This is a genomic window from Microvirga arabica (assembly GCF_016811235.1).
Classification (GTDB): domain Bacteria; phylum Pseudomonadota; class Alphaproteobacteria; order Rhizobiales; family Beijerinckiaceae; genus Microvirga; species Microvirga arabica.
This window is the reverse complement of sequence record NZ_JAFBID010000075.1, coordinates 1-21,168: the sequence shown is the minus strand read 5'-3', so window position 1 is coordinate 21,168 and position 21,168 is coordinate 1. Positions and strand designations below refer to the sequence as shown.

Sequence of the window (21,168 nt, the reverse complement as noted above, 5' to 3'; positions counted from 1 at the left end):
CCCCCCCAGCCTCAGCCTTCGGCATCCATGGCGTGGAGCATTTCCACGCGCCGGCGACAGTCCTCATCCGTGGAGAATTCTGCTGCCAAGTAGGACTCGACGAGATCCTGCGCGAGCCAGGAACCGACGATCTTGGCGCCGATGCACATCACGTTGACGTCGTCGTGCTCGACCGACTGATGCGCGGAGTGGATGTCGTGGCAGACGGCGGCGCGAATGCCCTTGACCTTGTTGGCCGCGATTGACGCACCGACGCCTGTGCCGCAGACCATGATGCCGCGCTCGGCTTCGCCGGATTTGACCTTTCCGGTCAGTGCGCGGGCAATGTCCGGAAAATCCACGGGTTTGTCATCGAACGATCCGACATCGATGACCTCGTGCCCGAGCGAGCGGACGTGTTCGACTACAGCGTTCTTGAGGGGCCATCCGGCATGATCTGACCCGATTACGACGCGCATTGGGTAACCTTTCCTTCGTGATTGCAGGCTGGGTGGCGCTGGGCGCCACCCACTTTCTCCCTGGCTCAGCTCCGCATCTCCTGGGGAAGCTCGCTGCCATGGAATTTCTTGTAGATCTCGTTCAGCTTGCCGTTCTTCAAGTTGGTCGAAATCCACTCGTTAAGCTTCTCGACTAGGCGCGGCTCACCCTTGCGCACACCGATAGCGAGATCGAAGGTGCGAATGAGCACCTTGGGCTCGAACGCGCGGGCCGGATTCTTGACGCCGATCTGGTTCACGATCGTTGCGGAGGTCGCTACGCAATCGGCCTGCCCCGAGACGGCGGCCGTCACCATGGTGGCGTCGTCGTCGAAGCGGGCGAGGGTAAGATTGCGGTCCTTCATGTTCGACAGTTCCGTATCCTGCGTTGTGCCGCGGGAGACTGCGATCGTCTTGCCCTTCAGGTCCTCCCAAGTCTTCGCCTGCACCGATTTCAGGCATCCGACGGTGGATTGCAGAGCCGCATAGGCCTTCGTGAAGTCGATCACCTTCGCGCGCTCGGGCGTGACGGAAAGGGTCGAGATGATGATGTCGGCCTTGTTGGTCTGTACATTCGGAATCCGGGTCGCGCCCGTCGTTTGGACGAATTCGAGCTCCAGCCCAAGATCCTTGGCGAGAAGCTGGGCGGTTTCCACGTCCGAGCCCGTCGGCTTGAGATTGGCGTCCATCATGCCGGACGGCGGGATCGCCAGGTCGGTCGCGATGCGGATCTTCTTGGCCTTCATGATGTCGTCGAGGAGGTCGGCATGCGCGGCGGTGGTGCCGAGTGCCACCATGCAGGTCATTGCAATTGCGGCAGCGGATAGCGGGCGCTTCATCATCGTGGTCGTCTCCCTGAGTTTTGGTTGTCGTTCAAAGCCCTGTGCCAACGAACTGGGCGAGTTCCGGGGTTGCGGGCGATGTCAGGATCGCGGCAGGTCCTGTCTCGTGGACCTTGCCGTGATGCATGAACACCACCCGGTTGGCGATCCCTCTGGCAAATCCCATCTCGTGCGTGACCATCACCATGGTCATGCCATCCGCAGCGAGCGCTTCGATGACCTTCAGGACCTCGCCGGTCAGTTCCGGATCGAGAGCTGAAGTCACTTCGTCGAACAGCATCACCTTGGGCTGCATGGCGAGCGAGCGGGCGATTGCCGCGCGCTGCTGCTGTCCGCCGGAGAGTTGTTCGGGATATTGATGGAGCTTGTCTTCCAAGCCCACCTGGGCAAGGACCCGCCGCGCCTGCTCCTTCGCCTGAGCCTTCGAGATGCCCTTCACGGAACAGGGGGCGAGCGTGATATTCTCCTCGATAGTTAGGTGAGGAAACAGGTTGTAGCTCTGGAAGACGATGCCGACATCTTGGCGCAGTGCCCGCAGGTTGAGTTTTGGGTCGCTGACGCGATGGCCGCACACGACGATCTCGCCGCTGTCGATGGTCTCGAAGCGGTCGATGCAGCGAAGAGCGGTGCTTTTGCCCGATCCGCTACGCCCGATGAGGACGAGAACCTCGCCGCGATTGACCTCGAAACTGACGCCGTTGAGCACCTTGAGCGCTCCGAAGCTCTTGTGCACGTTCGAAAGGCCGACGACCGACGAAGCAGTATCTGTTCTGGTGATCTTGTGCATATCAGGCAGCCTCAAGTTCGATGCGGGCCGGGCCACCCCGCTTTTCCAATCGGTGACTGAAGAGCGAGAGGGGATAGCAGAGGGCGAAGTAGATGACGGCGATGATGGTGTAGATCAGGAAGGGCTCGAACAGGGAGTTGTTGATGATCTGCCCGGACCGCGCGAGTTCCACGAAGCCGACCACCGAGGCCAGCGAGGTGTTCTTGATGATCTGCACCATGAAGCCCACGGTCGGCGGCGTCGCGATCCGGACGGCTTGCGGAAGGATGACCTTCATCATCCGCTGGGACCGGCTGAGAGCGAGTCCTTCCGCAGCCTCCCATTGCGGCTTCGGAACGGACTCGAAGCAGCCGCGCCAGATCTCGCCGAGATAGGCACTGACGAAGATCGTGAGAGAGGCGCCTGCGGCCATTAGGGGAGAGACGGTCACGCCAAGCGCGGGCAGACCGAAATAGGTCAGGAACATGATGACGAGCAGCGGCGTGCCCTGGATGAGCTGAACGTAGCCAGTGCTGATAAGTCTGACAATCCGACTCGGCGAGATGCGGCAGAGGGCGACGATGAAGCCGGCGATGCCGCCGCCGAGAAGGCCGATGAGCGACAGGCCGATGGTCCACAGCGCGCCGTATCCGAGGAACATCAGGTGATTGGCATTGAGAGAACCGCCCATCGTCTCCTCCTCACAAAGGGGTGCCGAGGCGTCGACGACGCGGGAAGATCACGAGACCAAGAAGCCAGAACCCAGCCCGCATGACCAGCGACAGGATGATGTAGACGATCGCGACCAGGATGTAGGTCTCAAACGCGCGGTAGGTGTCGGATTGGATATAGTTCGCGACTGCCGTCAGCTCTTCCGCCGAGATCTGCGACGTCACCGACGAGGCAAGCATCAGCAGCACGAACTGGCTCGTCAGCGACGGATAAACCTTCTCGATCGCCGGCCACATGACCACGTACCAGTAGATCTGTGCTCGGGACAGCGCCAGCCCTTCGGCGGCCTCGATCTGCCCGCGTGGAATCGAATCGAAGCCCGCGCGGATGATCTCGGTCGTGTAGGCGCCGACATTGATCGTGAGTGCCGCCGCGGCGACCGCAAAGGCGGAGAACTTCAATCCCAGGCTGGCGAGGCCGAAATAGACGAGGAAGATCTGAACCAACAGCGGCGTGTTGCGGATCACCTCGACATAGATGCCGCAGATGCGCGCAACGATCGGATGGCTGCTGCGTCTGCCGATGGCACCAAGGACGCCGATGACAGTACCCAGCGCGGTCGCAATGAAGGCGAGCTGAAGGGTGAGCAGCGCTCCCTGCAGGAAGGCTGGCCATCGCTCGAAGATCGTGGCGAAATCCAGGTTGAGGTTCATCGCTGGTGATCCGGGGCTAGGTTGCAGCCTGGTTCGTCATCCGGTCGTAGACCCGGAACAGAGCTTGGTTGCCGTTCGTGCCTTCACCATGGGCACGCGCCTCGACATACTGGCTCGTCACCAACGCCGTGCCCGGCAGCGGCACCGACAGCGAAAGAGCCTGCTCCTGCACGAGGCGCAGGTCTTTGAGCATCAGGTCGATGCGAAAGCCGGCGGATGCATCCCCGGCGATCATCGCCGGTCCCAGCTTGTCGAGCATCCAGGATGCGGCCGAGCCACCCAGCAGCACGTTGCGGAGCTGTTCGAGGTCCACGCCGGAAGCTCGGCCAAGCGCCAGCGCCTCGCAGATGGCTTGGAGGTTGATGCCGCAGATGAGCTGGTTGCAGAGTTTGACGGTCTGTCCAGCCCCAGCCTCGCCGACATGGGTGATCGTCGTGCCCATTGCCCGGAAATATGGATCGGCGCGCAGGAAAGCGTCCTGATCGCCTCCCACCATGATCGAAAGCGAGGCATTCTTGGCGCCAACCGGCCCTCCGGACACGGGTGCATCGAGGAAGGCCACGCCGGCGGTCTTAAGATCGGCATGCATGCGCCGGACAGCGACGGGAGAGATCGTGCTCATGTCGACGAGGAGACGGCCGCGTGGCGGCGACGCTAAAAGGCCGCCTTCGCCGTAGACGATCTCCTCAACCTGCGGCGTGTCGGGGAGCATGGAAATGACGATGTCCGCGTCGCGGGCCGCCCCGGCCGCACTCTCGGCGCCGGTGGCACCTTGGGTAACGAGGTCGTCGATTGCCTCCCTGCGCACGTCGTAGGCGCGGACTGCAAATCCAGCTTTGAGCAGGTTAAGCGCCATCTCGCGCCCCATCGTTCCCAGGCCGACAAAGCCGACCGTCGCGTTCTGTTCGTTCCGTCGCATCGTGTCTTCCTGTTCTTGGTCAAGTGTCATGAGGCGCTCCGGGCGTCAGATTCGCCGATCGCGGCGCGACGACGGAAATCGTCTCCGATCGCGAAATGCTCTCGCAGGACCCTTTCCGCATGTTCCGGGTCTCGGCCGACGATGGCGTCAAAGATCCGGCGATGATCCTCGATCAGATAGGTTTTCATGGAGTCAAACACCTGAAGAAGCTCTCGGCGACCGCGATGGGAACGCATCAGAATGCCGGACAGCGAGCTGTGCAGCACGATCAGCGTCTCGGACTTGCCTGCGTGGACGACCGTGCGGTGAAAGTCGAAATCAGCCGCGCTGCCACCGTCGGGATCGTCGATGGTCTCGACGATACGTGCGAGCGCCTGCTGCAACTTCTCGAAATCGGACACGGTAGCCCGCTCGGCGGCAAGCCGGACGGCTTGGCATTCGATCGCGATGCGCGCCTGCATTACGTCGTCGACGACGTCAGACTGCTGGGCGAAGGCGAAGGTGAAGAAGTCGTTAAGAACAGACGGGTCAGGTCGGCGCACGATTGTTCCGACTCGGTCGCGGATTTCCACAACGCCGAGGACTGTCAGGGCGCGCAGCGCCTCGCGCAGGATCGGTCTGCTCACACCGAGCTGCGCAGCGAGATCGCGTTCAGGGATCAGCCGGTCACCCGGTCGCAACGAGCCCGCGAGCAAACGCTCGCGCAAGAAGGCGAAGACCTTCTCGAACCCCTTGCCGCCACTCTCCCTAAGCCGCGTGATTTCAAGATCAGCGGTCATATCTCTTACCTTGGTCATACCAGATTGCATACCACGGTTTTTCAGTCAAGCGCGCTCTAGCTGCACAGGGTTCGCCGAGGTCCAAATGCGCATGAGAGGAAGGGATACGAAGGCTGGGTGACGTTCGGTGCGTCTTAGGCTGGACCCAGCATAAAAATGGCGGGTCACGCCCTCAGTAGGAGAGAAACGGCAGCCGAAACAACGTAGGCTCAATAAACGGGTGCAACTTCGAAAGCATGAGCAGAGCTTGAAAGCAGGCCGAGCTCGATGCTGCCCATCTTGATGTCGGCTAGTACCACTTCTCGGAAGTAGTCGAATGTCCGCGCAAGGAGGGAGTACCGGACGTCCCTGGAAGGCAGGAGATCGTTAGTGCCTGACCCGGAGGGGACGTTCCTGTTTTTGCTAACTGAATAGACGAGTGGCATATTTCCAGAAGGTTTCAGCCGCACTCGTGAGCCGCGCACGGGGGCGGAATAGGCGCACCTCGACGGAAATGTCCCATTCAGGCCCGCCTGCGCGGACGAGACGCCCTGCCTCAAGATCTGATTCCACGAGGCTGCGGATGACCCAGGCGACGCCAGCGCTGCTCTGCGCCATCTCGGCTAATAGAACCGCAGGCCCGATGAAGCCCGGCTGAAGGAATGGGGGCTGCTCCTTGGCGGCGAGCGAACTCGCGACGATCCGACCGATTCCTGACCCCGGGTGATACGTGAGGTGGGGCAGGGGAGCGTCAGGGGTGCCCGGCAATACGAAGCGCGGCTTCAGGGCGTCGGCCTCGTCCGGTGCGCTCACAGGCACGACCATGTCCTTGCCAATGGGAATGGACTGAAAGCGCGAGGCCTGGAGCCTCGTCGGCGCGAGCACATGATGATGGGCAATCAGGAATTGCGCCTCGCCGTCGATCAGCATGCGCTCGCAGGACGCCATATTCGCCGAGATCAGCTGCAGGTTCATGCTGGCGGCGGCCTCGGCTTGCACCTGACGGAACCAGTGCGGGAAGAACGTGATGGAAAGCGCATTGGTGACGGCAAAGCGCAGGGACTCGATTGCCGCGTGGGCTTCCTCCAGGACCCGCTCCCGGCCCGCTGCCACGCGGTGCAGGATGTCTTCGGCGATGGGGCGGAAAGCAGCCCCGGCGCGGGTGAGAACCACCGTGTGAGTGTTGCGCTCGAAGAGGGGCGTGCCAAGCCATTGTTCCAGTGCGCGGATGCGCCGGCTCAGGGCTGGCTGCGTCACGTGGCGCTTCTCCGCGGCGCGCGAGAAGCCGCCTGCATCGATCACCGCGAGAAAATCCTTCAGCCAGCCAAGCTCTACGTCCATACCGTCAGCGTATCATTTCATGCCGTCTCTGCATTACACCCCCAAAACTTTCGCGTCTATCAAAGTGTGAGCTGACGGTCGGGGCAGGGCTTTTCCCGGCCGAATTTCTCAACAACAACAGATCACTGACGATCTGGGGACGCGCCATGACCTCTGCTCACGACCCCTCCGACACTAGGCTCCAGAGCGACAGCAGTGCCAAGCCACGCGTCGCCTTGACCATGGGCGACTGCACGGGCATCGGCCCCGAGCAGTGCGCGCGTATCCTCTCTGACGGCCGTATGAATAATATTGCGAAGATCGTGCTGATCGGCGACGCCCGGGTGCTCGAACGCGGCATGCAGGATGCCGGTGTGAAATTCGACGTACGCCGCGTCTCATCCGCCAGCGAGATCGATTGGAACGACGACATCGTCCCGTTGATCGATCTCGGCAACATTGATCCGAATGTGCTCCCACGCGGTTCGGCCTCGCCGGAATCGGGCAAGCTCACGGGTGACACGCTGGCTCGTGCCATTGAGATCGCCGGTGAAGGCTATGTCGATGCGATCACCTTCGCGCCGCTCAACAAGGCCGCGATGTTCGCAGGTGGATGGAAGTTTCCCGACGAGCACAAGATGTTTGCTCATCTGCTGGAACATAAGACCTACTTCTCTGAGATGAACGTGCTCGATGGCCAGTGGATGTCCCGCGTGACTGGACATGTATCGCTCCGCCAGGCCATCGAGGAGATCACGCCGCAATCGATCTCTGATGCCGTGACCCTGGTGCATGAAATGCTGAGCAATGCCGGTATCGAGAACCCGCGCATCGCGGTGGCGGCGCTCAACCCCCATGCGGGCGAGGGTGGACTGTTTGGTCGCGACGAGATCGAGATGATCGGGCCCACCGTAAAGGCGCTGGCCGAGAAGGGCATCAACTGCTCCGGACCTTATCCTGCCGACACAGTCTATATCCGGGCATTCAAAGGCGAATTCGACAGCGTGGTCGCCATGTATCACGATCAGGGCCAAATCGCCACGAAGCTGAGAGGCTTCAACCGCGGCGTCACGGTGACGGCCGGTTTGAAGACCATCTTCACCACGCCCTCGCACGGCACGGCCTTCGATATCGTCGGCAAGGGTATCGCTACCACCGGCGCGCTGGAATCGGCAATCACCCTCGCCGCGACGCTTGCCACCAATAGGGCGCGCCGGGCCGCAGTGGGGCGCTGACGGACACCCAAATCATAAAGAAGATCACCAAAAAGGTGGCTCTCATTTCACCGGGTTGCCGCAAGAAGCGGCGTTAAAAACAACCAAGGAGGAACGCATGAAGAAATCCATGACGATCGTCGCCGCGGCAGCTCTCGCATTCGCGAGCGCAGGCCCGGCTGTTGCCGAGATCAAGCGCTTGGAGATCACTGCGCCGGCCGCCGCCGGCGGCGGCTATGACCAGAATGCCCGCATCATGCAGCAGGTTCTCCAGAAGGAGGGGCTCGCATCGGGCATCCAAGTGGTCAACCAGCCCGGCGCAGGTGGCACCATCGGTCTTGCAAACTACGTCAATAACAAGAAGCGTACTCCCACCCTTCTCATGGGTGGCCTTGCCCTCGTGGGCGCCATCATCACCAACAAGTCCACGGTCTCGTTCGAGGACACCTATCCGCTGGCGAGGCTAAGTGCCGACTACCAGCCGATCGTCGTGGCGGCGGATTCTCCGTACAAGACAGTTGAGGATCTCATCGCCAAGTTCAAGGCCGATCCGGGCTCCATCTCGTGGGGCGGCTCCGGTCCTGGCAGCACGGACCACATGCTCTACGGCCTGCTTGCAAAGGCCGCAGGCGTCGAACCGTCGAAGATCAACTATGTGGTACTCACCTCCGGCGGCGAAATGCTGTCGGGCGTCATGGGCGGCCACGTGACCGTTGGAACCGGTGGCTACAGCGAGCTTTCCGCTCAGATCAACGCCGGTAAGGTGCGTGCGCTCGCCATCTCCTCGCCGGAGCGGCTCCCGGGCATTGACATTCCGACCTTCAAGGAAAAAGGCTACGATGTGAACCTGGTGAACTGGCGTGCGGTGTTTGCGCCCAAGGATCTCAAGGCGGAAGAGAAGCAGGAACTCGAGCAGGCCATCGACAAAATGGTGAAGAGCGAGGACTGGAAGGCGGCCGTTAAGCAGCGCGGTTGGAGCGATGCCTACATGCCGCCTGCCGAGTTCGCGGCCTTCGTCAAGCAGGAGCATGTGCGGGCCGAGGGGCTGTTCAAGGAACTCGGCCTCCTGAAGTAAGCCTTCTTAACCGGGCCCGTTTCGAAAATGGGCCCGGTTTGCCGTCTTGTTCCGGCATGGCTTCCGTGACGGTCTTCGGAGCGATCCAGCATCGTTCGAAAGAAGAGCTGTCTCGGCGCGAATGCACGATGATGATCGACGGAGATCCCTGATGAATGCGACAGCCAGGCTCCAGATCGGGAACTTCGTTCTCGGCGCCATCTTGCTCCTTCTCGCCATTCTCGTGGTCGAGGAGACATTCTCTCTCTCCGCGCCCACTCAGCAGGCGACGATCGGCCCTGCCTTCTTCCCGCTGCTGATCGCTGTTGGCCTCGCGGTCAATGCCGCAGCGCTTTTCTGGCAGGCGCTTCGCGGCAAGGTTCCCGAGGAGCAATGGCTCAAGCACGATATACCGCCTGTGCTCATCGTGCTCGCGGGTCTCATCGTGCAGATGACTCTGCTCACGACAGCGGGGTGGATCGTCGCCACGACGCTGCTCTTCGCGACCGTTGCATGGGCGTTCGGCAGCCGCCGTGTCGTGCTCGACCTCCTTATCGGTTTTGTGCTGAGCGCCGCGTCCTTCTACATCTTCAACGAGGTGTTGGGATTGTCGCTGCCGGAAGGTTGGATCCTCGATACCTAAATGAGCGGCTGACTCACCGTTTCAGCTTTTTGACACAAAATCTATCGGGCGCTTCGCGACATGATGGAAACGCTGCAATCACTCCTTCAGGGCTTCTCCGTTTCCCTGGATCCCATGAACCTCCTGTGGGCAGCCATTGGTGTCACCGTCGGCACCGCCATCGGCGTTCTTCCGGGAATCGGTCCGTCGCTCACGGTGGCGCTCCTTTTGCCCGTGACCACCGCCCTTGAGCCCACGGCCGCCTTCATCATGTTCGGTGGGATTTACTATGGGGCCATGTACGGTGGCTCGACTACGTCGATACTGCTCAACACGCCCGGTGAGTCCGGCGCCATCGTGACCGCCATCGACGGGCATGCCATGGCTCGCAAAGGGCGTGGCGCGCAGGCGCTTGCAACCGCTGCCATCGGGTCCTTCGTGGCCGGCACCATCGCCACGTTGGCGATGACGTTCGTCGCACCCGCCATGGTCTCCTTCGCGCTCCTGTTCGGCCCTGCCGAATATTTCGGCCTCATGGTGCTGGCCTTCGTGACGGTCACGGCCGTACTGGGCGAGAACCTAGCTCTCGGCATGGCAAGCCTCATGCTTGGGCTGACCCTCGGTCTTGTCGGCATCGACAACCAGACAGGCGCCGCACGCCTCACCTTCGGGATCCCGGAATTACTCGATGGCATCGACGTGGTCATCGTCGCGGTAGGGCTCTTTGCTATTGGCGAGGCGCTGTATCAGGTCTCGCGCTACCGGCACGAAAAAGAAGAGATCTACGCGCTCAAGGGCTCACTCTGGATGAGCCGCGAGGATTGGAGTCGGTCATGGAAGCCGTGGCTGCGCGGAACGGCGATCGGTTTTCCCATCGGCTCGTTGCCGGCCGGCGGCAGCGAGATCCCGACCTTTCTGTCCTATGTGGTCGAGAAACGCCTCGCGAAGAAGCCCGAGGAGTTCGGCCACGGCGCCATCGAAGCCGTGGCGGGGCCCGAGGCCGCCAATAATGCATCCGCAGCGGGCGTGCTCACGCCGCTTCTGGCGCTGGGTCTGCCGACCTCAGCGACAGCCGCGATCATGCTGGCTGCGTTCCAGCAATACGGATTGCAACCGGGACCGCTGCTGTTCGAGAACGATCCGCAACTCGTCTGGGGCATGATCGCGAGCCTTTATATCGGCAACGTGTTCCTGCTTCTGCTCAATCTGCCCATGGCAGGCATGTGGGTGAAGCTGCTGCTGGTGCCCAAGCCCTGGCTCTATGGTGGCATCCTGGCCTTCGCGACCCTAGGCGCCTATTCGCTGAACAACAACATCGTCGATCTCGTGCTGCTCTGGATCATCGGCATCGGCGGGTTGGGCATGCGGCTTCTCAACGTGCCCGTGGCGCCTTGCATCGTGGGCCTTATCCTCGGTCCCATGGCCGAGCAGCACTTCCGGCGCGCGCTCGCCATCAGTCAGGGCGACCTGTCCGTGTTCTACAACCCGATGACGCATCCGCTGGCCGTGAGTCTGCTGGTCATCGCCATCGCATTCCTCGTCACGCCCATGCTCCTGCGGCTGCGCCGCGCCTGACGGCAGGCCGTAGAGCGTCTTCTTTTCACTCTCCTGGAGATCGACATGCCTGCTCCTCTGACAATCGCCGTTTTGCCCGGCGATCACATCGGCCCGGAAATCAGCCGGGCCGCCGTCCTCGCGCTTGAGGCCGCCAACGAGACCTTCGGCCTAAATCTGCGGTTCGAGGAGCATGCGGTGGGCCACGCAAGCCTCAAAGAGCACGGCACCACGCTCACGGACAGCGTCTACAAGGCCGCTATTGAGGCTGACGGCATTCTCCTCGGGCCCTGCGACAACGGCGGCTACCCTGATCCGAAGGACGGCGGCATCAACGTTCCAGGCAGGTTCCGTCACGATCTCGACCTCTATGCCAACCTGCGTCCCTCGCGCTCGCATCCCAGCGTGCCTCATGCGCGGCCTGGCCTTGATGTGCTGATCGTGCGCGAGAACTCGGAAGGCTTCTACCCGGACCGCAACATGTTCGAGGGCTATGGCGAGGTGATGCCGGTGGAGGGTGTTGCGATCTCCATGCGCAAGATCACGGCACATGCTTCGAACCGCATCGCACGCAGCGCGTTCGAGTGGGCGCGCAGGCGGCGCAAGCATGTGACCATCGTGAGCAAGAAGCACATCTTCCGCATGACGGATGGGCTCTTCTACAATGAATGCGTGAAAGTCGCCGCCGAGTACCCGGATGTGGAGTGGAACTCGTCCATCGTCGATGCCTTCAACGCCGATGTCTACATGAATTCGGACCGCTATGACGTGGTGGTGATGACCAACCTGTTCGGCGACATCATCTCCAATCTCTGCTCCGCACTCGCGGGCGGTCTCGGTCTCGGCGGCGGCGTCAACGCAGGCGTCAGTCACGCCATGGCCAACGCTTCGCACGGCTCCGCGCCGGATATCGCCGGGCAGGACAAGGCCAACCCGATCAGCATGGTCGTCTCGGGGGCGATGCTCCTCGGGTGGCTCGGCCAGAAGCACGGGCGCGAGGATCTGCTTGCGGCCGAGCAAGCGATTGAGCGCGCCATCGACCACGTGCTTGCTAGCCCCGAGAGACGCACGGTCGACGTGGGCGGCACCGCTTCGTGCAGCCGGTCTGCCGCCGCCATTGCCGATGCTATCAGACGGCAGGCCGTGTAAAGAGAAACAGGGGAGGGTGCCTGATGCGTCGCCAGGCGCGGCATACATCCTCCTCGATAGCAACTAAGGCTTAGTCCCGGATCTTCCATGCACCCGACCAGGGCCCCCGTTCCCCTTGTGTCGCTCTTTCTTGTGTTTTTCCGCGTGGGGCTGTTCAGCTTCGGCGGAGGGCTTTCAGGATGGATCTACCGCGAGGTGGTGACCCTGCGTGGCTGGATGAGCGACGATGACTTCTTTTCCGGTCTGGCGCTCTCTCAGATCCTCCCCGGAGCGAACGTCACCAACCTGTCCGTCTATATCGGCCAGCGCCTGCGCGGGCCTGTAGGATCTGTCTGCGCTCTCACCGGTCTCGTGATCGGTCCCTTTTTCGCGGTGATTGCCCTGGCCACTGCGTACGCCCAGATCGCCGCGATGCCCTGGATACAGGATGCCATGACCGGAGCGGCTGCAGCCGCCATCGGGCTTCTGCTGGTAGTCGCGCTCAAGGGTGCCTACAGCGCGAGCCGCAGGCTCGTGCCGTTCCTGATCCTGATGGCGACCTTCGTGGCCGTGGGCCTTCTGCAATGGCCATTGGTGCCGGTGGCGTTGGGGCTCGCGCCCGTGTCGATTGCTTTCGCCTGGTGGAAGGCCTCGTCCGATGCGTGAGAACGTTCTCTGGTCTCTCATCGTTGTCTTCGTGCCGTTCTCCCTCGTCTCCATTGGTGGAGGTCCGAGTATCTTCGCAGGCATTCAGCATCAATCCGTCGAGGTCTATCACTGGGTCACGGCGCGGGAATTCGTCGATCTGTTTGCCATCGCTCGAGCCGCTCCCGGCCCGGGCTCGATGCTCGTGACCCTGCTCGGCTGGAAGGTGGCGGGCTGGACCGGCGCCATCGTGGCGACGCTAGCGCTGTTCATTCCTTCATCGCTCCTTTGCTACGGTGTGACGAAGATGTGGAACCATTACCGCGGCCGCCATTGGCACACGGCACTGGAGAGTGGGCTTGCGCCCATCGGCGCGGGGCTGATCTTGGCTGGTGTGTTTGCGGTTTTCCGCATCGCAGGGGCGGGCATTCTGTCCTGGGCTGTTGCAGGCGTCGCGGCTGCGATCCTGGCTTGGCGCCCAACACTCAACCCGCTGATCCTGCTTGCTGGCGGTGCCGCTGCCTTCGCAATCTGGCACGGTATGGTCCCCCTTTGAGCGAGGCCGTCGCAGGCGCGGCGGGAGATGAGACCACATCCTGTTCGTTCGGCAAGAGTTTAAGCTTTTCGGTTATTCAGATTACTTTGAGCGAACAGGCAGGCGTCAGACCCAGGTGATCAGATAGGTCCGGTCCTGGCACGGAGCTGAACTTAGCCTTACTTCCGCATTGCTGGGATCAGCGGACTTTCGTTCAAGCCCTTGCTCCTACCAAGCAAGTTTGACCCGAAGCGGATCCTTCCGGATCCCGCAGCCCAATGTGCTGACGATGTCTTCCGAATACGCTGGAACGCACCTTCCTCCGGCTCCGAACAGGGCTTACTGGAGGCTTGAGGACGCTTGTCCCACACGCCCAAAGATTCGTTCCGGTGGACTTCCATCGCGACCCTCGCCGTCACGACCTGCTGCCTGTGCTGAGATCGCATTCGTTGGAAGTTGACGCCAGGCCCCTAAACAGTATCTCGTCCGTCCTCCTGTTCATAAACCTTAACAGGTGGTATGTAGGATACCCACCAACGAGGAGACGGCTGTGCCAGCCCAAGTGCATCATCTCCGGCCGAAAGCTCTCCCGAAGTGGCTCTCTCCTGATCTGATCGAAGCGCTGCCAGTTGGCGTTTATGTCTGCGACGCTGAGGGCATCCTGGTCGCCTACAACCAACGCGCAAGCCTGCTTTGGGGGCGGGAGCCCACGTGTGGGGATACACAGGAACGCTTTTGCGGTGCCCATCGGCTGTATCTGTCCGACGGTCAGTACGTCCCCCACGCCGAAACGCCCATGGCGACAGTCCTTCGCAATCATAAGCCGAGCGGTGAGTTCGAGGCGATGATACGCCGCCCTGATGGCACCCAGATTCCGGTCCTTGCCAGCGTGTCTCCCTTGTTTTCTGACGCAGGCGAGTTCATCGGTTTCGTGAACTGCGTCCAGGATATGAGCAGCACAAAGACGCTTGAGGCCCGGGAGGCTGCAAGCCGTGAACACGCCCGTGCTGCTCTGGAAGACAAGGCCGCCATTGAGGCAGTTCTTGCCAAACTCCAGGCCTCTGAAGAGCACCGCCAGTTGCTGGCACATGAGCTACAGCACCGGGTCAGGAACACGCTAAGCGTGGTTCAGTCCCTTGTGGTGCAGACCTTGCGGAACACGCCTGATCCGGATCAGGCGGCTAAGCTCGTGAGCGCCCGCCTGAGCTCCTTGGGGCGAGCCTATGACATTCTTGCCAATGAACACTGGAAGAACGCGCCGCTTCAGCCATTGGTAGAGGCAGCCCTCGCGGTCCACCCGGTTGATGCGGATCGCCTGGAAATCGACGGCCCTAAGGTGCAGCTTACTGGTTCTGAAGTGATCGGGCTCTCGCTTGTGCTGCATGAGCTGGCCACGAACGCAATCAAGTACGGGGCTCTATCTACGTCGGAGGGCCGGCTTCGCATTACTTGGCGCATAGCTAGCGGCACTCTGTGCTTTACATGGCAGGAGATTGGCGGCCCCGCGGTAGTGCCGCCGACCCGGCACGGGTTCGGCTCGACGCTGATTGAGCGGGCGCTGAGCGGGCCCGACCGCCAGACCACGATTTCGTATCTGCCCGAAGGTGTCTGCTGGACCCTCAATGCGCCGCTTGGTGATTTCGCAACATTGTTCGAGGAGACTTAGCGCTTCCTGTGTGCAACCGATGGCACCCTGCTGGAACACTGCCACTTGGCAAACCGCGTGCGGTCAGGTTGGTCACTCCTGAGACCCTGCCCATCGTCTGCGCACTTGCTTACAAGGCTGGACAGTATAGATAAACACTGCCTGCCCAAAGATTCCGATGCGGCCCCTGAAGCTGCCTGTTGCGAGGATTCACATGACCCGGACTCCAAGCGGCATTCAAGCTGTTGGTGATCTCCCCTGGGGAACGCACTTCTGCCAGTTTTATGAGGATCGCAGCGATCTGGCTGACGCCCTCGTGCCGTACTTCAAGAAGGGCCTGGAAAACAATGAGAAGTGTCTATGGGTCACATCCGAGCCTTTCGGGCGCGAAGACGCCAGGGCCTCGCTACGAGCAGCCGTGCCGGATCTCGATCAACGGGAAGCACGAGGTCAGATCGAGATCATCGATTTTCAGAACTGGTATCTGCGCGCCGGGAACTTGGACGCTGATGAGACTGTATCTCAATGGTTGGGGCGTGCGCACGCCGCTGTGGGCGAGGGCTACTCAGGCCTCCGCCTGACCGGAAATACCTTTTGGCTGGAATGTGACGGGTTCGATGAGTTCGCCGACTACGAAAACAAGGTCAACCGGGAATTCTCGTCACAACCGATCCTAGCTCTTTGCAGTTATTGCTTAGACCGATGCAGGCCGACTGATGTGCTGGAGGTGGTGCGTAACCATCAGTTTGCGCTGACGAGGCGCCGAGGATCATGGGAGGTGATTGAGGACGCCTCACTCAAGCAGGCTCGTTCCGAGCTCGAGAGCCTCAACAGCGAACTGGAACGGCGGGTCCTAGACCGGACAAATGCACTGGAACGAGCCCTGCACGACAAGAATGAACTGTTTCGTGAGGTTCACCACCGGGTCCGCAACAATCTCCAGATTATCTCCAGCCTTGTCCGGATGAAGCTCCGGCAGACGCGCTCGGAGGACATCAAGGAGGGCTATACTGACATTCTTGGTCGGGTCGATGCGATCGCACTGGTTCACGATGCGCTCTATGCCTCAGACGAGCTCACAAAGGTCCCAGTCTCTAATTATCTGAAGAAGCTCTGTGACAGCTTAGTTCAACTACGCGGCCGAGAGGATAGGATATTCATTCGGCTGGAAGCGGAGGATGCAGACATCGGCCTTGATAAGGCTGTGACCCTTGGACTGATTACAACCGAGCTTGTCACGAACGCACTGAAGCATGCTTTCCCTCATGGAAGGCGAGGCGAGATCTTAGTTCGGTTTGGCTGCAAGAGCAGGAAATGCACGCTTGTCGTCTCCGATGACGGGGTTGGGCTGGCCAGCAAGCAGTCTGATCGCCAATCCCGATCAGGGCTGAGGCTTGTGGCCAGTCTGGCCCTTCAACTTGGAGCGGAATTGAGGGAGACCAGTGAGCCGGGCACGACAATTCACCTTCAATTTCCACAGAGCTAGGTGAGTTCTGCCCCAACAATGCAAGACTGCACAAAGCGGCGATATTGTAGCTTCCTCGTCACGATACCGCTCAGTCAGATCCCTCAAGCAACACCGCCGATGGAATTGGCGGACGAGTCGCGCGGAACCTCTCCGTCTGCCATCAGGCGGACGTAGACCGGATACTCGCGTTTCTGCGGTGAGCGGACATCTACACAGTCGGGATTTAGGGCAGTGCATGATCCAAGCGGAAGATTAAGGCTGCCGGTCGGGCTCTGTACCCGTGGTATCGCACATAGTTTCGTAGCGGCAAGACCGTTATGGTGTGACGTAACCGCTTGGCATCTGCTCGGCTGGCAGATTTACAATAGCCCGGAACCCCTCAGGTCTGAACTCAGCCAAGAACTCGCCTCCAAGATCACTCCTAATCGAGCGCTCAATCAGCCGTGAGCCAAAGCCCCTCCGTGTTGGGACCGTAACACGCGGGCCACCCCGTTCAATCCATTCGATCCTCAAACCCGATCTGTCCTGAGCCCAAGATATCCTGACCCGACCCTCCGGCCTGGAAAATGCACCGTACTTTGCAGCATTCGTCGCAAGCTCATGGCTGACCAAACCGAGGGAAAGCACGGCTTGGGACGGCAAGTACACGCGCGGTCCTTCCAGCTCATAGCGCGGCTCGCCACCTCCGCCATAAGGGGCAAGCTCCACGTCCAGTACGTCGTTCAGGAAAGCGCCTTCCCAACTGCTCTGGGTCAGCAAATCATGGGTTCGAGAGAGAGCGATGAGGCGCCCCATCAGGTCTGCCTGGAACGCCGATGGATCCGGTGCATTCCGAAGCGTCTGCTGAACCAGGGACTGGACTGTTGCCAGCGTGTTCTTCACGCGATGGTTGAGCTCGTTGATCAGCAGGCTCTGGCGGCGTTGAGCCTGCTTACGCTCTGTGATGTCTCTGGCGGTGAAGGAAATGCCCCCTAGTTGCTTGGCTTGTACATAAACCGGTGCAACACTGATCTCAACATCGATCATGGTTCCGTCAGGGCGTGCAATCCTGGTGTGATGCTCCCTGACCACTTCACCTGACCTAACTCGGCTTAGCAACCGCTCGGTCTCAGGCTGAAGATCCAATGGAAAAAGAGACGAAGCATCGCGGCCTACCACACCGTCGTCGAGACGAACTCCGAATAGATTGGATGTTGCCTCGTTCCAGGCGAGCAGCTTTCCATCCTGATCTGCGGCAAAAATGGCGTCGGGAGTGGAGGTCAGAAGAGTGGTCAGATAGCTTTGTGACAGCAGGTGCTGCTGGTGCGCCTCGCCCGCGTTCGAGGGCTGACTGAGCCGCCGGTTGATGTACTCGCGAACCAGGGCCGCTTCGGACTGGCGTAATGCACTCGCAAAGACACCCATCAGCAGGCGCCTGAGCTCACCAGCATCTGCTAATTTTGTGATCACGCGAGCCCCGTGCAACTCGGGAACAAACGGCAGCATGCGAGCAAAGGACTCGTGACGGTCCGCGTCCAGCAGGAAGAGAATGCTCAGGCTTTGGTGGTCCCGCCTGAGTTGCCTGGCGGCTGCCAATGGGGAGCTTACCTCCGATCCGATCAGAACGATCGGCACCGATGTCCCGCCGTTCTCCCGCAGGGCGTGACGGGCACTCGGCTCATCGGACACTACATCGACCCCAACATCGCTCAGCAGAGGATCCGACAGAAGTGTCCGCAATGCGTTCACCTCTCCTGCGCCGGCGAGTGCGACGACGTGGGGGCGTGTCGGGGATGAGCGCACGCGGTGCCTCAGAGCGGGGGCAGGCCGAGGGCAGTGCGCCCAAGCCAGGTCTTCAGGAGGTGGGTCGTCGGCGACATGACGGGTGCAGCCTGGGCATCGCGCATGGCGCGCTGAAGAGGACCGCCATCCTGGTACGCACGTCCGCCGGCTACGGTCATGGCTATCCTTGTGACTTCCACAGCGGCATCTGCAGCCTCGATCTTCGCGGCAAAGAGAGCCTGAACGGCCTCAGGGGAACGAGCGTCTCCGAGCTTTGCGGCATGGTGGGTCAACTGCCGTGCCCGGGACACGCGCAGCCACATCTCGGCGACGTCGTGAGCGAGAACGGGATTGTCGGCCAGGGGCTCCGGCGTGTGTGCGAAACGGCGCCCCTTCAGCGAGGCGATTGCCCCATCCAGAGCCGACTGAGCGATGCCGATATAGGTGCCGGCCATGGCGGTCAGGAAGAAGGGCGCAATCACCTCGAAGACGTACCAGATATGATCCCCTTCGCGGCCCAGAAGGTTCGAGGCCGGAACGTGGACGTTGTCCAGGCGCGCAGAGCGCGAGCTGTTGCCCCGCATGCCGAACCCATTCCACGGCTTACCCCAGTGGAGGCCTTCGCTGCCCTTATCGACGAGCACACAGGTAAAGGTGCTCGGGTCGTGCTCGTCACCATAGGCGACGGCTGAGACAACATAGGAATCCGCTTCGGCTCCGCTGGTGATGAACGCCTTCTCTCCATTGAGTAGAAAGCTCTCTCCGGCGTGCTCGAACGTGGCGCGGGGGAGGTACAGAAACACGCCTGAGGCCGGCTCGCTCAGGGCGAGCGAGCTGATATGACGGCCCTCGGCAATCGGGCGCAGATAGCGTTCTTCCTGATTTGGGGTCGCCTTGGCGGCGATAACCTGGGTGGCCACGCAATGCATGCCGTAGCACATGGAGGTCGAGCCGCACGCCTTACCCAGCTCTTCCGTGATGACAGAGAGGGCGAGCAGCCCCTCGCCATAGCCACCGAGGTGGCGGGGGACATGTAGGCCGAGCAGGCCGGCATCGGCTAGGGCTCTCATGCCTGTTGCCGGCCATTGGGCGTCCTGATCAACCCGTTCAGCATTCGGCGCCAGGATGGCGGCGGCAAGCTCAGCGGCCCTGGCCTGAAGGCTCACCAGCCCTGCGGGTAGATTTGCATCCATGAAAGCTTGTCCCGAGGTAGCACGAGTTGCACCGCACGCTCGTAGGAAGCCGGGACCTGTTGATCGCCCGGAAGCTCGGCAGATCTAAGGCATTATAACGAGAATATCCACCTAGGCCGTGTAGTATGCAACTTGATTTGGAGGCACGCAGGATGATGAGTACGGGCGAGCGCAAGAGGGTGCCAACCGTTGACTTTAGGCTCTGTGGCCAGACCGCGATCGGCCCGAGCGAATTCTGCCGCCAGTCATGCCCCTGCGTGCGCTGGCCCGTCTCGCTGCTGTGCCGCAGTGACATTCTGTGCCACAGCTCATATGAGGGTTCCTGTTTTCCCACTGCATTCGCTGATGTCCCCCAGATCCACGCTGAACGTTTCGCTTACCCCTGAGCTCCTCCGTCTCATCGGCAAGGATGTGGCCTCTGGCCAGTACCAGAGTGCCAGCGAGGTGGTGCGCGCAGCCCTGCGGGCCTTCTATGGGGGAGGGGCCAAGGCAGATCAAACCAGCAACACCGATGTTGCCACGCCCACAACCAGAAGCACGCAGCAGGTGGAAGCCCTCTTCGCCCAGGCGGCGGCAGGGATGGCCCAAGTCGACCTGACCGGCCGCTTTGTACGCGTAAACGACCAATACTGCGCCATCCTGGGCCGCCGCAGCGACGAGCTTCTTCAGCTCCGCATGCAGGATTGTACCCACCCAGACGATCTCCCGCACAATATGGTCCTGTTCCAACGTGCCTTGGAAGCAGGCGAGGCGTTCGAGATCGAGAAGCGCTACCTGCGCTCGGATGGATCAGTGGTCTGGGTACGCAACGCCGTTAGTCCCATTCTTGACAGTTCTGGCAGGCCGGACAGCATCCTAGCCGTGTCCATTGACATCACCGGCTACAAGAACGCCCAGCAGGAACTGCGCGAGAGCGAGGCTCTCAAGGGCTCCATCCTGGACGCGGCCCTCGATTGCATCGTTTCCATTGACCATGAGAGCCGGGTCATCGAATGGAACACTGCCGCGGAGCGGACCTTCGGTTACCCCCGTGAGGCAGCCTTGGGGCGGGATTTGGCCGAGCTCATCATCCCGCCCGAGTACCGGGAGCGGCACCGCGAAGGCATGGCTCATTATCTCGCCACCGGCGAGGGGCCTGTGCTGAACCAGCGCATCGAGCTGGAGGCGCTCCAGGCTGACGGCTCCCGACTCCCAGTCGAGCTGGCCATCAGCCCAATCAGCGGAAGAGATCGGCCGCGGTTTACAGCATACCTGCGTGATCTCACCCTTCGTAAGCAGGCGGAAGCGGCCCAGCGCGAGGGTGAGCAGCGCCTTCGCCTAACCTATGAGCACGCCTTCACCAGCATTGCCGAGGTGGATGCCGCCGGTCGCTTTCTACGAGTGAATGAGCAGTTGAGCATCATCACCGGCTATAGCCGTGAGGAACTTCTGGGGCGTACCTTCATCGACATCACCCATCCCGACGACCTAGGGCCTGATCTCGATCAGTTCCACCGGCAGATGGCGGGCGAGATCGAGGCCTATACGCTAGAAAAGCGGTATGTCCACAGGGACGGGCATAGCATCTGGGTCGAGCTGTCGGCATCCCGGGTGGACGATGAGAGCGGCGATCCGCTCTACGGCATCCGCGTGGCGCGCGACATCACTGGGCGCAAGCGCGCCGAGGAGCATCAGCGACTGCTCATCAACGAGCTGAACCACCGGGTGAAGAACACCCTCACGACGGTGCAGTCCATCGTGTTCCAGACCTTGCGCAATGCGCCAACCCCTGAGGACGCGCAAACAGCTCTTTCGAGCCGCTTGATCGCTCTGTCAAAGGCACATGACGTGCTGACCCGGGAGAGCTGGGAAGCTGCGGGCCTGCATCAGATCGTAGCGGAGGC

The 21,168-nt window shown here is 61.3% G+C and carries 20 protein-coding genes; 10 read left to right on the top strand and 10 right to left on the bottom strand.

All coding sequences use genetic code 11. From position 1 onward, the window contains the following. Positions 1-11: 11 nt before the first annotated feature. From rpiB to JQC81_RS25835, 8 genes are all read right to left on the bottom strand, one after another. Positions 12-458, bottom strand: coding sequence for a ribose 5-phosphate isomerase B (rpiB, locus tag JQC81_RS25870; protein WP_203274677.1), 447 nt, complete (start codon positions 456-458; stop codon positions 12-14). Between the two features lie 65 nt (positions 459-523). Beyond that, positions 524-1,315, bottom strand: coding sequence for a transporter substrate-binding domain-containing protein (locus JQC81_RS25865; protein ID WP_376772456.1), 792 nt, complete (start codon positions 1,313-1,315; stop codon positions 524-526). A gap of 34 nt (positions 1,316-1,349) precedes the next feature. Further along, on the bottom strand, positions 1,350-2,105 hold the full coding sequence (locus JQC81_RS25860; protein WP_203274675.1) for an amino acid ABC transporter ATP-binding protein: 756 nt from the start codon (positions 2,103-2,105) through the stop codon (positions 1,350-1,352). A 1-nt stretch (position 2,106) separates the two neighbouring features. Beyond that, positions 2,107-2,775, bottom strand: coding sequence for an amino acid ABC transporter permease (locus JQC81_RS25855; RefSeq protein WP_203274674.1), 669 nt, complete (start codon positions 2,773-2,775; stop codon positions 2,107-2,109). A 10-nt stretch (positions 2,776-2,785) separates the two neighbouring features. Further along, positions 2,786-3,469, bottom strand: coding sequence for an amino acid ABC transporter permease (locus JQC81_RS25850; RefSeq protein WP_203274673.1), 684 nt, complete (start codon positions 3,467-3,469; stop codon positions 2,786-2,788). Positions 3,470-3,485: 16 nt separating this feature from the next. Then, positions 3,486-4,418, bottom strand: a complete 933-nt coding sequence (locus JQC81_RS25845) for an NAD(P)-dependent oxidoreductase (RefSeq protein ID WP_281400415.1) — start codon at positions 4,416-4,418, stop codon at positions 3,486-3,488. Beyond that, positions 4,415-5,167 carry a FadR/GntR family transcriptional regulator gene (locus JQC81_RS25840; RefSeq protein ID WP_203274671.1) on the bottom strand — a complete coding sequence of 251 codons (753 nt, stop codon included), beginning with the start codon at positions 5,165-5,167 and terminating at the stop codon, positions 4,415-4,417. The genes JQC81_RS25845 and JQC81_RS25840 overlap by 4 nt, the downstream gene beginning before the upstream one ends. Before the next feature lie 402 nt (positions 5,168-5,569). Next, positions 5,570-6,487 (bottom strand): LysR family transcriptional regulator, encoded by a 918-nt coding sequence (locus JQC81_RS25835; RefSeq protein WP_203274670.1) that lies wholly within the window; start codon positions 6,485-6,487, stop codon positions 5,570-5,572. 146 nt (positions 6,488-6,633) lie between these two features. Here JQC81_RS25835 and JQC81_RS25830 point away from each other — a divergent pair, with 146 nt between their 5' ends. The 9 genes from JQC81_RS25830 to JQC81_RS25790 all read left to right on the top strand — a co-directional run bounded on the left by JQC81_RS25830 (position 6,634) and on the right by JQC81_RS25790 (position 16,349). Further along, the gene (locus JQC81_RS25830; RefSeq protein WP_203274669.1) at positions 6,634-7,701 is read left to right on the top strand and encodes a PdxA family dehydrogenase; all 1,068 of its coding nucleotides are present in this window, start codon (positions 6,634-6,636) and stop codon (positions 7,699-7,701) included. Positions 7,702-7,798: 97 nt separating this feature from the next. Beyond that, positions 7,799-8,755 carry a Bug family tripartite tricarboxylate transporter substrate binding protein gene (locus tag JQC81_RS25825; protein WP_203274668.1) on the top strand — a complete coding sequence of 319 codons (957 nt, stop codon included), beginning with the start codon at positions 7,799-7,801 and terminating at the stop codon, positions 8,753-8,755. Positions 8,756-8,906: 151 nt separating this feature from the next. Beyond that, the gene (locus JQC81_RS25820) at positions 8,907-9,377 is read left to right on the top strand and encodes a tripartite tricarboxylate transporter TctB family protein (RefSeq protein ID WP_203274667.1); all 471 of its coding nucleotides are present in this window, start codon (positions 8,907-8,909) and stop codon (positions 9,375-9,377) included. A 63-nt stretch (positions 9,378-9,440) separates the two neighbouring features. After that, on the top strand, positions 9,441-10,931 hold the full coding sequence (locus tag JQC81_RS25815; RefSeq protein WP_203274688.1) for a tripartite tricarboxylate transporter permease: 1,491 nt from the start codon (positions 9,441-9,443) through the stop codon (positions 10,929-10,931). A 45-nt stretch (positions 10,932-10,976) separates the two neighbouring features. After that, on the top strand, positions 10,977-12,059 hold the full coding sequence (locus JQC81_RS25810; RefSeq protein WP_246520664.1) for an isocitrate/isopropylmalate dehydrogenase family protein: 1,083 nt from the start codon (positions 10,977-10,979) through the stop codon (positions 12,057-12,059). Positions 12,060-12,146: 87 nt separating this feature from the next. Beyond that, a complete protein-coding gene (locus tag JQC81_RS25805; protein WP_203274666.1) occupies positions 12,147-12,704 on the top strand; it encodes a chromate transporter in 558 nt (185 codons plus the stop codon). After that, entirely contained in the window at positions 12,697-13,239 is a 543-nt protein-coding gene (locus JQC81_RS25800; RefSeq protein ID WP_203274665.1) for a chromate transporter, read from the top strand. The genes JQC81_RS25805 and JQC81_RS25800 overlap by 8 nt, the downstream gene beginning before the upstream one ends. A gap of 493 nt (positions 13,240-13,732) precedes the next feature. Further along, positions 13,733-14,884, top strand: coding sequence for a PAS domain-containing sensor histidine kinase (locus JQC81_RS25795; protein WP_312887580.1), 1,152 nt, complete (start codon positions 13,733-13,735; stop codon positions 14,882-14,884). A 193-nt stretch (positions 14,885-15,077) separates the two neighbouring features. Further along, positions 15,078-16,349, top strand: a complete 1,272-nt coding sequence (locus tag JQC81_RS25790; RefSeq protein WP_203274663.1) for a sensor histidine kinase — start codon at positions 15,078-15,080, stop codon at positions 16,347-16,349. Between the two features lie 297 nt (positions 16,350-16,646). On the opposite strand, the gene JQC81_RS25785 is transcribed toward JQC81_RS25790, so the two are convergent. Together JQC81_RS25785 and JQC81_RS25780 are read right to left on the bottom strand one after the other, a co-directional pair. Beyond that, positions 16,647-17,945: a sensor histidine kinase gene (locus JQC81_RS25785; RefSeq protein ID WP_203274662.1), complete on the bottom strand. Its 1,299-nt coding sequence runs from the start codon at positions 17,943-17,945 to the stop codon at positions 16,647-16,649. A 176-nt stretch (positions 17,946-18,121) separates the two neighbouring features. Beyond that, positions 18,122-19,285: an acyl-CoA dehydrogenase family protein gene (locus JQC81_RS25780; RefSeq protein WP_203274661.1), complete on the bottom strand. Its 1,164-nt coding sequence runs from the start codon at positions 19,283-19,285 to the stop codon at positions 18,122-18,124. Positions 19,286-19,630: 345 nt separating this feature from the next. Here JQC81_RS25780 and JQC81_RS25775 point away from each other — a divergent pair. Next, a partial coding sequence (locus JQC81_RS25775) for a PAS domain S-box protein (protein ID WP_203274660.1) occupies positions 19,631-21,168 on the top strand: 1,538 nt, incomplete at its 3' end.